Source organism: Pelagimonas phthalicica, assembly GCF_004364805.1.
Lineage (GTDB): Bacteria > Pseudomonadota > Alphaproteobacteria > Rhodobacterales > Rhodobacteraceae > Pelagimonas > Pelagimonas phthalicica.
In genome coordinates this window covers 83,380-96,344 of sequence record NZ_SOAP01000004.1, presented here as the reverse complement: position 1 = coordinate 96,344, position 12,965 = coordinate 83,380, and the positions used below count along the sequence as shown (strand labels likewise).

Sequence of the window (12,965 nt, the reverse complement as noted above, 5' to 3'; positions counted from 1 at the left end):
TCTATCTGCGACAAAACCCCGTTTTATGGAATGAGAGCCAATGGCCACCACGAATCCTCTTCAGTTTATCCAGCAGGTGCGCGCCGAAGTCTCCAAGATCGTCTGGCCGACGCGTCGCGAAGTGATGCTGACCACGATCATGGTGTTCATCATGGCGACGCTGACCGCGATCTTCTTTGCCCTGGTCGACCTGGCGATCAAGGGCGGTCTGCAATTCGGCCTGTCCTTCGTTTAAGGGCGGGCGCTGTTGGGGAACAAACCTCAAAGGCGTTTTGCAGACTTGAAACTCTGCCTTTGCAAGGGTAAGAGCAAATCCACTTTCTAACGGGCGTGCGCTGAGTCGCACGCCGGTTTTCATTTGGGGAGCCAAAATCGCGCCCCGGTCAGACAGAGGTAGGCCCAGATGGCAAAGCGTTGGTATTCGGTCAGTGTTCTTTCGAACTTTGAGAAGAAGATTGCCGAGCAGATCCGGACGGCGGTTGAAGAGCAGGGGCTCGAGGACCAGTTCGACGAGGTTCTGGTGCCGACCGAGGAAGTGATCGAAGTGCGCCGCGGCAAGAAGGTCACGACCGAACGCCGCTTCATGCCCGGCTATGTGCTGGTGCGCATGGAGATGTCGGATCAGGGCTATCACCTGGTGAACTCGATCAACCGCGTCACCGGCTTCTTGGGCCCGCAGGGGCGCCCGCTGCCCATGCGTGACGCCGAAGTTGAGGCGATCCTGGGCCGAGTTCAGGAAAACGAAGAAGCGCCGCGCCTCGAGATCCGTTTCGAGATCGGCGAAAAGGTCAAGGTCAACGACGGCCCGTTCGAAGGTTTCGACGGTATGGTCGAAGGCGTGGACGACGACGCGCAAAAGCTCAAGGTTTCCGTCTCCATCTTTGGCCGCGAAACTCCGGTGGAGTTGGATTTCACTCAGGTGAGCAAAGAGGTCTGAGGCCTCGTCAAATTGGTTTTGAAGCGCCTCGCTTTTGCGGGGCGTTTTTGTTTGCGGTAGGCCCAACCGCCTAATTGGGTTATTGTAAAGGGCAGGGCGACTGCAGTCGTCCCAGTAACTGAATGTCAAGAAGCGCTATTTTTGTTGATGCGGAAAATTACTAGGCGGCAGTTCCTCCGCTCACTCTCTCGGCTATTTCACCTAGCCTTTAAAGCGCTCGGTAGCGTTGTGAGCTACTTGGATTTCATGAGAGGTTTTATCGAAAAGGAAGACGGCTTTCCAAAGCGAATTGCACGCTTTACGCGCCTTCCGTTCGTCTTCTTCTTTTTGGTTTTGTTGTCTCTGGGGTCGTACAACGGGGCTTATGACGGGCGAAGCGATGAGGGGCGTTTCTTTCTCCTGGAAAAGAAGTTGGGCGGCAGCTCTGAGTGGGTAGAAGTTGAGGCCTATCGCTTTTGGCTCTTAGTTGTCGAAAGGTACTTGTTCGCCTTTCTTTTCCTTCTGATGGTTGGTTTGCTCGTTTGGATTGGCGCAAAGGGCTTCATTGCTTGGCGGAAGGCTGGGGTTTCAAAGTTGCCAAGCGGTGTATCCAAGAGGAAAACCTCGGCAGGTGAATGAACTTGGGCCCGCAATGCTTGCTTTTCCGAAAAGCTCGGTGTAACGCACCGCATCTGCGCCGTTCAGGCGTACGAATCGTGGGAGGCAAGCGGCGCGCGCGTCGCGGACCAGACCACGCAACATAACCTGCCCGAGCCACGCGTGCGCGAGGGTGTTGTAAAGGAGAAAGCCGATGGCCAAGAAGCTTGCCGGCACCATGAAGCTGCAGATCCCTGCAGGCAAAGCCAACCCATCCCCACCCGTGGGTCCTGCGCTGGGTCAGCGCGGCATCAACATCATGGAATTCTGCAAGGCGTTCAACGCCAAGACGCAGGAAATGGAGCCCGGCGCACCGTGCCCGACCGTGATCACCTACTATCAGGACAAGTCCTTTACCATGGACATCAAGACGCCGCCTGCGTCTTATTACCTGAAAAAAGCCGCTGGCCTGAAGCCGGTTGGCAAGCGGAACCGTCCGCGTGGTGCCGAGAACCCCGGCCGTGAAACTGTTGCAACCGTGACCGTTGCTCAGGTTCGTGAAATTGCTGAGGCAAAGATGAAAGACCTCTCCGCGAACGACGTCGAAGCTGCAATGCAGATCATCCTTGGCTCCGCCAAGTCCATGGGCATCGAGGTGAAGTAAGATGGCTAAACTCGGAAAACGCACCACCGCCGCTCGTGAAGCTTTTGCTGGCAAAGAAAACCTGTCGGTTGAAGAAGCTGTTGCTCTGGTCAAGGGCAATGCCAAAGCCAAATTCGACGAAACCATCGAAATCGCGCTGAACCTGGGCGTTGACACCCGTCACGCGGACCAAATGGTGCGCGGCGTTGTTGGCCTGCCCAACGGCACCGGCAAAGCCATGCGCGTTGCTGTGTTCGCACGTGGCCCCAAGGCTGAAGAAGCTCAGGCCGCTGGCGCAGACATCGTTGGCGCAGAAGACCTGATGGAAACCATCCAGGGCGGCACCATCGACTTTGATCGCTGCATCGCGACCCCTGACATGATGCCAATCGTTGGCCGTCTGGGTAAGGTTCTGGGCCCACGCAACCTGATGCCAAACCCAAAAGTTGGCACCGTGACCATGGATGTCAAAGCCGCTGTTGAAGCCGCCAAAGGTGGCGAAGTTCAGTTCAAGGCTGAAAAAGGTGGCGTGGTTCACGCCGGTGTTGGCAAAGCGTCCTTTGACGAAGCCAAGCTGGTTGAAAACGTACGTGCCTTCATCTCCGCCGTCTCCAAGGCCAAGCCTGCAGGCGCAAAAGGCACCTACATGAAGAAAATCGCGCTGAGCTCCACAATGGGCCCAGGCGTGACACTGGACGTGAGCGCAGCTGTCGAAGGCTGATATCGTTCAATATCTAGCGAAAAGGCGGGCCGGTTGGCCCGCCTTTTTTGTTAGCGGCGACGGATAAAAAGGAAGTCTTAGGACATGGTGCCTACCGTTGGATGAATAGATCCACAAAAAGGGTGACGCCATGTTTGGTTCGCTAAATCGTTTTTTGACGTCCGCCATACTGATTTTATTTGGTCTTTCTACCTTTGCGACCGCGATGGAGGCCCCGAGCGGGCCGATTCTTTTGCGCGTCAGCGGTGAGATTGGCGTTTTCAACGCGGATGCCGAAGCGCAGTTTGACCGCGAGATGTTGGCGGCGTTGGATTGGCGGGATGTCGACACTTACGTATCCTTTGACGACGGGCGACACCGGTTTTCTGGGCCAACACTTGCCTCGTTGCTGACTTATCTTGGGGTCGAGGGCGGGACGTTGCGCGCCACGGCCTTGGATGATTACGCCATCGACATTCCGGTTCAGGATGCACAGGCGCATAACGTCATTCTCGCGCTTGAGCGGGATGGCAAGCCGCTGCGCATCCGGGATAGGGGGCCGATCTGGGTTGTCTATCCTGCCAGTGACCCATCACAGGTGAATGACTTGCATTCCGCCCGGATGATCTGGCAGCTCAAAAGCATCGAAGTCAAACCCTGAGCGGTCGCTGAATGGCCTGGCTGCGAGAAAATGCAAGAGCGCTGCGCGCGCTCTTTGCGCTGACGGTCTCGGCGGCGCTGGCAGGCCTGTTGGTTTCTGTCGAACATAGTCATTCCAAGCAGCAAGCAGACATCGTTCGCAAAATCAATGTCATGCTGTGGAGCATCAGCGAGCTGAACTATGTCAGCCAAAGGGTGGTGATTTCACTGCATGATCAGGTCCATGATCCTGCTCAAGCCTATGAAACCCAGGTCCGGTTTGATGTCTTGTGGAGCCGTTTGGGGGTCGTCAGGCTGGAACGGTTCTCTGAGGGGGCGGGGTTTCACGAGCTGATCGGCGAATTTCGCGACTACATGCCGGTTGCCGATGAAATCGTCTATTTCGACGGCCCACAGGATGGCGCGCAACTCATGGCCGTTGCCGACGAAATAACGGGCTTTAATGTCAGGCTGCGCCAATTGTGGTTGGAAAACTTTGGTACGCGAAAGCCGGCGCAAAAGATTTTGGCTGATATTTCAGCTGATGCCAGTAAGCGAAGTACCGAAACCGTCGTGGCCTTGTTGCTGGGCCTGGTGTTTCTTTACGTCGTTTTCGAAGTCTATCAGGCCGGGCGCGATCAGCAGATAGAACGCGCGCTCAGGCTGGAGGCCTCGCGCGCCAGTGCGGCCAAATCACGTTTTCTTGCCAATGTCAGTCATGAAATCAGAACGCCTCTCAATGGCATTTTGGGCATGGCGAGTGAGCTTGAAGAGACGAAACTCGACGCCAATCAACGAAAATGCGTGACGGTCATCAACAACTCCGGGGCCGTGTTGCTGGACACCATCAACGATGTGCTGGACCTGTCCAAGGTCGAAGCAGGCCGGATGGATTTGAAGGACAGCAATTTCAACCTGACGAAGACGTTGCAATCGGCCTATGATCTCTACGCCCCTAAGGCGCGCGAAAAAGGGCTGACATTCACATTGGATATTTCGGGGCAGGTGCCCAATAGTGTCCGCGCGGATGAACGGAAACTGCAGCAGGTGTTGCACAACCTGATCGCCAATGCCGTGAAGTTCACCGAAGGGGGGCGGGTTAACATCGTCGCGACCTGGAACACTGAGGCGGATTCAATCACGGTCAAAGTGCTGGATACTGGGGTCGGCATCCCGTCGGAGGCGTTGAATAAGATCTTTGAACCCTTTGTACAGGCGGATTCCTCGGTCACGCGGAAATTTGGTGGCACCGGGTTAGGATTGGCAATCTCGCGCCAGATTATCGAGGCGATGGGGGGTAGCCTGACCGTTGAAAGCACGCTGGGGCGCGGGTCAGAATTCCGGATTCTTTTGCCGCTGCGCGTGCATTCCAATGCCGTCCCCACTCGCGAAGAAAAGAAGCCGACCGATGTCGTCCCGCTGCATGGCAAGCGCGTGTTGATCACTGACGACAATGCGACAAACCGCTTGATCCTCGAACGGTTCCTGTCGCCGTCTGACTGCATCGTTTACTCCGCATCCGGTGGCGAAGAGGCGGTGACCTTGGCCTCGGATACGGAGTTTGACCTGATCCTGATGGATATCCAGATGCCCGGCGTAGACGGAATCGAAGCAACGCGGCGCATCCGCGCTGAAGAAAGCGAAACAGGGCGGGCCCGCGTTCCAATTTTTGCTGTAACAGCCAACGTCATGTCCCATCAGGTGGCGGAATATATCGAGGCGGGCATTGATCGGGTATTGCCCAAACCCCTCCCGAAAAAACGATTGATGGAAGAGTTGAGCCAAATAACTCAGAGTGAAAGCTAAAGCGGGTTGGCAAATCCCAACAAACAGTCTAACTGACGCATTCAGGGTCCTTGCTCGATTCGCGGGACCCTGTTTTCGTCCGAGACGGTGGGCGGATGCATCCGCATCCATAACTCCTGCCTGAGACGGGAAGAGACATCTTTACCGGTGCATATCTGCCCCGGCATTTTGATGCGACGACCCGACAACGGACTTCTCGCCTGTGGCAACGCAGGCAAAAGTGAGCCGGAGGGGTCGCCCCCTCCATAAATTGGAGTGAAACTGTGGATAGAGCACAAAAAGAGGCACTGGTCAAAGAACTGGGCCAGATCTTTGAAAGCTCTGGCGTCGTAGTGGTGTCCCGCTACGAGGGTCTGACAGTTGCTGACATGCAGAACTTGCGCGGCATTGCCCGCAACGCCGAGGCGTCGGTTCGCGTGGCCAAGAACAGGCTCGCCAAGATTGCCGTGAAAGATACCCAGTGCGAAAGCATTGCGGAATATCTGGAAGGCATGACCGTTCTGACCTATTCCGAAGACCCTGTGGCAGCCGCCAAAGTGGTTGAGGATTTCGCCAAAGAAAACCAGAAATTCGAAATTCTGGGTGGCGCAATGGGCGGAACGGCTCTGGACCGGGCTGGTGTTGAGGCCGTGTCGAAAATGCCTTCGCGCGAGGAGCTTATCGCTTCCATCGTGGGCTGCATCGGCGCACCTGCAAGCAACATCGCCGGCGCAATTGGCGCACCTGCTTCGAACATCGCATCCATTCTCTCGACCATCGAAGAGAAAGCGGAAGCGGCGTAAGAGCAACTGGATTGATCCCCGTAGGGTTTACCCCCTGACGTTGGAACAGAAACTGAAAACGGAAAGAGTCTCAAAATGGCTGATCTGAAAGCACTTGCTGAAAGCATCGTGGGTCTGACCCTGCTGGAAGCACAAGAACTGAAAACCATCCTCAAAGACGAGTACGGCATCGAGCCTGCAGCCGGTGGCGCAGTTATGATGGCGGGCCCTGCTGGCGACGCCGGCGGCGCAGCTGCTGAGGAAAAAACTGAATTTGACGTAATTCTGAAAGCCGCTGGCGACAAGAAAATCAACGTCATCAAAGAAGTCCGCGGCATCACCGGCCTGGGCCTCAAAGAAGCGAAAGAGCTGGTTGAAGCCGGCGGCAAAGCCGTCAAAGAAGGCGTCGACAAAGCCGAAGCTGAAGAAATCAAGAAAAAGCTCGAAGACGCAGGCGCGGAAGTCGAGCTCAAGTAATTCGGTTTTCGAACTGGTTTACGGCAAGCGCTCCCAATTTTGGGGGCGCTTGTTTCTTCTAGGGGGTAAGTTTGCTAAGGTTTTTCGCCAATTCCGCGCCGGAAACGTGGATGCAACGTTTGGGTGCGCTGGCGATGTCATTGGCCTGTTTGCTGAGTGTCGTGGTCATTTCGGGCGTCATCTTTCAGCAGTGGAATGTGCCTTGGACTGCGCGTGGAGTAGCGGCGTTGGTTTTCGGTTTAACCGTGGGGCTGCTGCTTGTTCCCTTGGCGTTACTGCATGGGCTGTCAGCTTTCTATCCAAGCCTTCTGAGGCGCTATAAATCAACGTCTCGTTCCAACCCTGATTTTTTGGATTTCAAAGCGATTCAATTGCAATGGGCCTATGGAGTCTTAGGCTATTTTGTTTGTGCAGGGTTGGTCGGGCTGGTGGCTCTCTGGGCGGTCGTTCCGATTTCGCGCTGAGCCAGCCTTCAATTGCGGGTTAGGAATTTCTGAATTCGTCAATCAGTTCGAAGAGCAGTTGAAAAGCATCCTTTGGTGTGCCTTGTTGGCTTATTTCATGGGTAATTCCAAGAGCGGTGCTCCAGCCCCGGGTTTCCCAAAGCCAACGTCCAAAGGCTTCTCTCGTGAACGTTCGTCCATCATGAGTGTCCTGAATGTCATGGGCGATCAGTGCAGCTTCGTACCCACAGATGAGTGTTTCAAGTGATTTCAGCGCGTCGGCGGAACCTGGATCCCCGATATACATTTCGGGCCGGGCCTTGACTGCTGCTAGATACCCATAAATGTCTTCGGTAGGCTGTCAGGCTCGGCGCATACGATTTCCCGGAAACAAAGTTGCTAACCTGTGTCGCTTGCCAGTTTGAGTTGCTGGTGATCAATGGGCAAGCCTCTTGCCTTGACGAAAGGCCGCAAAAATGCGACCTTACCTTCCTAGGATAAAACTGTTGCAGCTCCCTTGGGGGTTGCATTCTGTCCGTTCACCGAATATTCGGAAATCTCCTGCGGGTTCGAGCGATTCGAAGCCGCTTTTTCTCTTTGGCTGATACGGGGTGCTCCACAGAACATATCAAACGCCTGACTGTCCGAGAAAAAGCGCTTTGACAGGTGGGGTTTAGCACAGATTTGGGCGATGAATGCCCCGGCTTGGCAAGCCCCCGAAATCAGGGGTTTTCCAAGGCAGGGTTCAAGATCGAGAGACCTTCGGTGGGACGAAGGACGAGAATGGATCGGACTTTTGCCGTCACTAGACGATGCGCGCCGGGGCCCGACGGTGCGTGTACGGGCGAGATTATCGAAAGGTGACATCTGTCATGGCGCAAAGCTTCCTTGGCCAGAAACGTCTTCGCCGTTATTACGGCAAAATCCGTGAAGTGCTTGATATGCCGAACCTTATTGAGGTTCAGAAGTCGAGCTACGAATTGTTCCTGAAATCCGGCGACCAGCCCCAGCCATCCGATGGCGAAGGCATCAAAGGTGTGTTCCAGTCGGTCTTCCCGATCAAGGATTTCAACGAAACCGCCGTTCTGGAATTCGTGAACTACGATCTGGAAAAGCCGAAATACGACGTCGAAGAGTGCATGCAGCGCGACATGACCTACAGCGCCCCGCTGAAGGTCACTCTGCGCCTGATCGTCTTTGATGTGGACGAAGATACCGGCGCGAAATCCGTTAAGGATATCAAAGAGCAAGACGTGTTCATGGGCGATATGCCCCTGATGACGCCAAACGGCACCTTTATCGTAAACGGCACCGAACGTGTGATCGTTTCCCAGATGCACCGCTCGCCCGGTGTGTTCTTTGATCACGACAAAGGCAAAACCCACAGCTCGGGTAAGCTGCTGTTTGCCTGCCGCATCATTCCCTATCGCGGTTCCTGGCTGGATTTCGAATTCGACGCCAAAGACATCGTCTATGCGCGCATCGACCGTCGCCGCAAACTGCCTGTGACCACCCTGCTTTATGCGCTGGGTCTGGACCAAGAGGCGATCATGGACGCCTATTACGATACCGTGAACTACGAGTATCGTCGTGGCGAAGGTTGGTCGACCAAGTTCTTCCCGGAACGTGTGCGCGGCACCCGTCCTGGCTTTGATCTGGTTGACGCCGATAGCGGTGAAGTGATTGCCGAAGCTGGCAAAAAGGTCACTCCGCGCGCGGTCAAAAAGATCATCGACGAAGGCAAGATCACCAACCTGCTGGTTCCGTTCGACCAGATCGTTGGCAAATTTGTCGCTCAGGACATCATCAACGAAGAAACCGGCGCGATTTATGTCGAGGCGGGTGATGAGCTGACTTGGGAAGTCGACAAAGACGGTGAAGTCACCGGCGGTAGCTTGAAAGAGCTTGTCGACGCAGGCGTGACCGAGATCCCCGTGCTGGATATCGACAACGTCACCGTTGGCCCCTACATGCGCAACACCATGGCGCAGGACAAAAACATGGGCCGCGACACTGCGCTCATGGATATCTACCGCGTGATGCGTCCGGGCGAGCCGCCCACCGTCGAAGCGGCGTCGGCTCTGTTCGACACCCTGTTCTTTGACAGCGAGCGTTACGACCTGTCCGCCGTTGGCCGCGTGAAAATGAACATGCGTCTGGCTCTGGACAAGGAAGACACTCAGCGCACCCTGGATCGCGAAGACATCGTTCAGTGTATCAAAGCACTGGTTGATCTGCGCGATGGCCGCGGCGATATCGATGATATCGACCACCTCGGCAACCGTCGTGTCCGTTCCGTTGGCGAGCTGATGGAAAACCAGTACCGTGTCGGCCTGCTGCGCATGGAGCGCGCGATCAAAGAGCGTATGTCCAGCGTCGAAATCGACACTGTGATGCCGCAGGATCTGATCAACGCGAAACCCGCTGCCGCTGCTGTGCGTGAATTCTTTGGCTCTTCGCAGCTGTCGCAGTTCATGGACCAAACCAACCCGCTGTCCGAAGTGACCCACAAACGCCGTCTTTCGGCGCTTGGCCCGGGCGGTCTGACACGTGAGCGTGCGGGCTTTGAGGTGCGCGACGTGCACCCAACCCATTACGGTCGTATGTGTCCGATTGAGACACCGGAAGGGCCGAACATTGGTCTGATCAACTCGCTGGCCACCTTTGCCCGCGTGAACAAGTATGGCTTTATCGAAACACCTTACCGCGTCGTCAAAGACGGTCAGGTTACCGATGAAGTGCATTACATGTCCGCGACCGAGGAAATGCGCCACACCGTGGCGCAGGCGAACGCGAACCTGGATGAAAACGGACGTTTCAACAACGATCTGGTCAGCACCCGTAAGTCGGGCGACTACACCCTGTCGCCTTCCGAAGCGGTTGACCTGATCGACGTGTCGCCCAAACAGTTGGTGTCCGTTGCGGCCTCGTTGATCCCGTTCCTGGAAAACGACGACGCGAACCGCGCTTTGATGGGTTCCAACATGCAACGTCAGGCGGTTCCAACCCTGCGTTCCGAGGCGCCGCTTGTCGGTACCGGGATCGAAGAGGTTGTGGCCCGCGACTCTGGCGCGGCGGTCATGGCGCATCGCGCCGGGATCATCGACCAGGTTGACGCGCAGCGTATCGTTATCCGCGCCACCGAAGACCTCGAGCTCGGCGATGCGGGCGTCGACATCTATCGTATGCGCAAGTTCCAGCGTTCCAACCAGAACACCTGTATCAACCAGCGTCCGCTGGTTAAGGTGGGCGACACCGTGCGCAAAGGCGAAGTTATCGCTGACGGCCCGTCGACCGATATGGGCGAACTGGCCTTGGGTAAAAACGTGATCGTCGCGTTTATGCCTTGGAACGGCTACAACTACGAAGACTCGATCCTGATCTCTGAACGCATCGCCAAGGATGACGTGTTCACCTCCGTCCACATCGAAGAATTCGAAGTGGCGGCCCGTGACACCAAGCTTGGCCCAGAGGAAATCACCCGCGACATTCCAAACGTCGGTGAAGAAGCGCTGCGCAACCTCGACGAGGCGGGCATCGTTTACATCGGTGCGGATGTTGAGCCGGGCGACATTCTGGTCGGCAAGATCACACCAAAGGGCGAAAGCCCGATGACGCCGGAAGAAAAGCTGCTGCGCGCCATCTTTGGTGAAAAAGCGTCGGACGTGCGCGACACCTCGCTGCGTGTGAAGCCGGGTGATTACGGTACCGTTGTTGAGGTCCGCGTCTTTAACCGCCACGGTGTGGAAAAAGACGAACGTGCCCTGCAGATCGAACGCGAAGAGATCGAGCGTTTGGCCCGTGACCGCGACGACGAACTCGCGATCCTTGACCGCAACATCTATGCTCGCCTCAAGGGCATGTTGATGGGCAAGACCGCCGTCAAAGGTCCGAAAGGCGTCCGCGCCAATGCCGAGATCAACGAGGAACTGCTGGAAACCCTGACCCGTGGTCAGTGGTGGCAGCTGGCCCTGGGCGAGGAAGAAGACGCCAAGCATGTCGAGGCTCTGCACGAACAGTACGAAGTGCAGAAACGCGCCTTGGATGCCCGTTTTGACGACAAGGTCGAAAAGGTCCGCCGTGGCGACGATCTGCCTCCGGGTGTGATGAAAATGGTCAAGGTGTTCATCGCGGTGAAGCGCAAGCTGCAGCCGGGTGACAAAATGGCCGGTCGTCACGGGAACAAAGGTGTGGTTTCGCGCGTTGTTCCAATGGAAGACATGCCGTTCCTGGCCGATGGTACACCGGTTGACTTCTGTCTGAACCCGCTGGGCGTTCCATCGCGGATGAACGTTGGTCAGATCCTTGAAACCCACATGGGTTGGGCCGCGCGTATGCTCGGCATCAAGGTCGACGAAGCGTTGCAGGAATACCGCCGCAGCGGCGACATGACCCCGGTCCGCGAAGCGCTGCGCATCGCCTATGGCGACGAAGTCTACGAAGAAGGCTTTGGCACCATGGACGAAGGCGAGCTGCTGGAAGCTGCTGGCAATGTCAGCCACGGTGTCCCGATCGCAACGCCAGTCTTTGACGGTGCGAAAGAGGCAGACGTGAACGACGCCCTGCTGCGCGCTGGTTTCTCGGAAAGTGGTCAGTCGAAACTGTTCGACGGTCGCACCGGTGAACAGTTCGCCCGTGAGGTCACAGTGGGTGTGAAATACCTGCTGAAACTGCACCACCTGGTGGATGACAAGATCCACGCGCGGTCTACCGGTCCTTACTCGCTTGTTACTCAGCAGCCGCTGGGTGGTAAGGCGCAGTTCGGTGGCCAGCGCTTTGGGGAAATGGAAGTCTGGGCTCTCGAAGCTTATGGCGCGGCCTATACCCTGCAGGAAATGCTGACCGTGAAGTCGGATGACGTTGCTGGCCGGACCAAGGTCTATGAAAGCATCGTCAAAGGCGAAGACAACTTTGAGGCCGGCGTGCCAGAGAGCTTTAACGTTCTCGTCAAAGAAGTCCGCGGCCTCGGCCTCAACATGGAACTCCTGGATGCGGAGGAGGATGAGTGATCATTTCTCCGATCGCAGGATCCCAAAATGGTGCCGAGGCACTGGCGGAAACGCTGAGAAATCCTATGCGCAAGTATCCAGATCGTTCGGATGCGCGTTTTGAAGATCATCTCATCCTTCCGTCAGTGGCACCAGGTTTCAAGATCGACGCTTCGTCGTCGGTCTTTACCATCGGGTCCTGCTTTGCGCGTAATGTTGAAGAGGCGTTGATTGAACGCGGCGTGTCTGTTCCGACCGCTTCGTTCAGTGCGGCCCAGGACAAGATCCCGGGCCGTCCTAACCGTGTGTTGAACCAGTATAATCCTGGTACGATGCTGCAATGTGTCGAGAACGTCTTTGGCAAAAAGATCGAAGGCGGGATCTATGATGCGGGTCGTGACAAGCTGAAAAAGCAATATGTTGACAGCTTGCTATCAACAGGTGGTGCGCCGACCTCTTTGAACCGCGTAAATGAACGTCGCGCCGAGATCGATCAGCTTTATACCGACGGTCTCGCGGCGTCGGAAACCGTGGTGATCACTCTCGGGTTGATCGAAAGTTGGCTGGACTTAGAAGCCGGTATTTACCTGAACGAAATGCCTCCGGCGAAGCTGGTTCGCAGCAATGCAAGCCAGTTCGAATTTCGCCGTCTGGGTGTTTCTGAATGTGAACGACTGGTCTCCGCGATGGTCGAGCTTCTGAACAGGGACAAGAGGCGCAATATCGTGCTGACTGTGTCTCCGGTGCCTTTGCAGGTCACATTTGCAGGAGGGGATGCCACGACAGCAAACGGCTTTTCAAAAGCCGTGTTGCGCGTCGTTGCGGAAACCGTGTCGAACAATTTCGACATGGTGGATTACTTCCCCAGCTATGAGGCTGTCACAACATCCGGTTTCCGAAGCTTTGGAGAAGACAATGTACATGTCCGCCCAGCTACCGTGCAGAGAGTCGTGAATCATATGGTCGATCAATACCTTGAAGGGGCCGCGTAACAC

General features: G+C 56.0%; 13 protein-coding genes. 12 read left to right on the top strand and 1 reads right to left on the bottom strand.

The window, feature by feature from the left end; genetic code table 11:
* Window positions 1-40 precede the first annotated feature (40 nt).
* The 10 genes from secE (at window position 41) to CLV87_RS21035 (ending at window position 7,003) form a co-directional block, all read left to right on the top strand.
* Window positions 41-235, top strand: a complete 195-nt coding sequence (secE, locus tag CLV87_RS21080) for a preprotein translocase subunit SecE (protein WP_099248227.1) — start codon at window positions 41-43, stop codon at window positions 233-235.
* A gap of 168 nt (window positions 236-403) precedes the next feature.
* A complete protein-coding gene (gene nusG / locus CLV87_RS21075) occupies window positions 404-937 on the top strand; it encodes a transcription termination/antitermination protein NusG (protein ID WP_099248229.1) in 534 nt (177 codons plus the stop codon).
* Window positions 938-1,165: 228 nt separating this feature from the next.
* Complete coding sequence (locus CLV87_RS21070) at window positions 1,166-1,555, top strand: hypothetical protein (RefSeq protein ID WP_133840869.1); 390 nt, start codon at window positions 1,166-1,168, stop codon at window positions 1,553-1,555.
* Between the two features lie 172 nt (window positions 1,556-1,727).
* Window positions 1,728-2,177: a 50S ribosomal protein L11 gene (gene rplK, locus CLV87_RS21065; RefSeq protein ID WP_099248233.1), complete on the top strand. Its 450-nt coding sequence runs from the start codon at window positions 1,728-1,730 to the stop codon at window positions 2,175-2,177.
* A gap of 1 nt (window position 2,178) precedes the next feature.
* Entirely contained in the window at window positions 2,179-2,877 is a 699-nt protein-coding gene (gene rplA, locus CLV87_RS21060) for a 50S ribosomal protein L1 (protein WP_099248235.1), read from the top strand.
* A 205-nt stretch (window positions 2,878-3,082) separates the two neighbouring features.
* Entirely contained in the window at window positions 3,083-3,517 is a 435-nt protein-coding gene (locus CLV87_RS21055) for a molybdopterin-dependent oxidoreductase (protein WP_166652819.1), read from the top strand.
* 11 nt (window positions 3,518-3,528) lie between these two features.
* Window positions 3,529-5,301: an ATP-binding protein gene (locus tag CLV87_RS21050; protein WP_099248239.1), complete on the top strand. Its 1,773-nt coding sequence runs from the start codon at window positions 3,529-3,531 to the stop codon at window positions 5,299-5,301.
* 263 nt (window positions 5,302-5,564) lie between these two features.
* The gene (gene rplJ / locus CLV87_RS21045; protein ID WP_099248241.1) at window positions 5,565-6,083 is read left to right on the top strand and encodes a 50S ribosomal protein L10; all 519 of its coding nucleotides are present in this window, start codon (window positions 5,565-5,567) and stop codon (window positions 6,081-6,083) included.
* A 75-nt stretch (window positions 6,084-6,158) separates the two neighbouring features.
* Window positions 6,159-6,539, top strand: a complete 381-nt coding sequence (gene rplL, locus CLV87_RS21040) for a 50S ribosomal protein L7/L12 (protein WP_099248242.1) — start codon at window positions 6,159-6,161, stop codon at window positions 6,537-6,539.
* Between the two features lie 110 nt (window positions 6,540-6,649).
* The gene (locus CLV87_RS21035; protein WP_099248243.1) at window positions 6,650-7,003 is read left to right on the top strand and encodes a hypothetical protein; all 354 of its coding nucleotides are present in this window, start codon (window positions 6,650-6,652) and stop codon (window positions 7,001-7,003) included.
* Window positions 7,004-7,022: 19 nt separating this feature from the next.
* On the opposite strand, the gene CLV87_RS21030 is transcribed toward CLV87_RS21035, so the two are convergent.
* On the bottom strand, window positions 7,023-7,289 hold the full coding sequence (locus CLV87_RS21030) for a hypothetical protein (protein WP_099248244.1): 267 nt from the start codon (window positions 7,287-7,289) through the stop codon (window positions 7,023-7,025).
* A gap of 565 nt (window positions 7,290-7,854) precedes the next feature.
* Between CLV87_RS21030 and rpoB the strand changes: the two genes are divergently transcribed.
* Entirely contained in the window at window positions 7,855-11,991 is a 4,137-nt protein-coding gene (rpoB, locus tag CLV87_RS21025) for a DNA-directed RNA polymerase subunit beta (protein WP_099248245.1), read from the top strand.
* Window positions 11,988-12,962 carry a GSCFA domain-containing protein gene (locus CLV87_RS21020; RefSeq protein ID WP_133840868.1) on the top strand — a complete coding sequence of 325 codons (975 nt, stop codon included), beginning with the start codon at window positions 11,988-11,990 and terminating at the stop codon, window positions 12,960-12,962. The genes rpoB and CLV87_RS21020 overlap by 4 nt, the downstream gene beginning before the upstream one ends.
* Window positions 12,963-12,965 lie beyond the last annotated feature (3 nt).

Coding starts and splice junctions, on each gene's coding strand:
- CLV87_RS21030 (WP_099248244.1), bottom strand. CDS start 7,289: ATGTATATCGGGGATCCAGGTTCCGCCGACGCGCTGAAATCACTTGAA.
- rplA (WP_099248235.1), top strand. CDS start 2,179: ATGGCTAAACTCGGAAAACGCACCACCGCCGCTCGTGAAGCTTTTGCT.
- rplL (WP_099248242.1), top strand. CDS start 6,159: ATGGCTGATCTGAAAGCACTTGCTGAAAGCATCGTGGGTCTGACCCTG.
- rpoB (WP_099248245.1), top strand. CDS start 7,855: ATGGCGCAAAGCTTCCTTGGCCAGAAACGTCTTCGCCGTTATTACGGC.
- nusG (WP_099248229.1), top strand. CDS start 404: ATGGCAAAGCGTTGGTATTCGGTCAGTGTTCTTTCGAACTTTGAGAAG.
- CLV87_RS21035 (WP_099248243.1), top strand. CDS start 6,650: ATGCAACGTTTGGGTGCGCTGGCGATGTCATTGGCCTGTTTGCTGAGT.
- rplK (WP_099248233.1), top strand. CDS start 1,728: ATGGCCAAGAAGCTTGCCGGCACCATGAAGCTGCAGATCCCTGCAGGC.
- secE (WP_099248227.1), top strand. CDS start 41: ATGGCCACCACGAATCCTCTTCAGTTTATCCAGCAGGTGCGCGCCGAA.
- CLV87_RS21050 (WP_099248239.1), top strand. CDS start 3,529: ATGGCCTGGCTGCGAGAAAATGCAAGAGCGCTGCGCGCGCTCTTTGCG.
- CLV87_RS21055 (WP_166652819.1), top strand. CDS start 3,083: ATGGAGGCCCCGAGCGGGCCGATTCTTTTGCGCGTCAGCGGTGAGATT.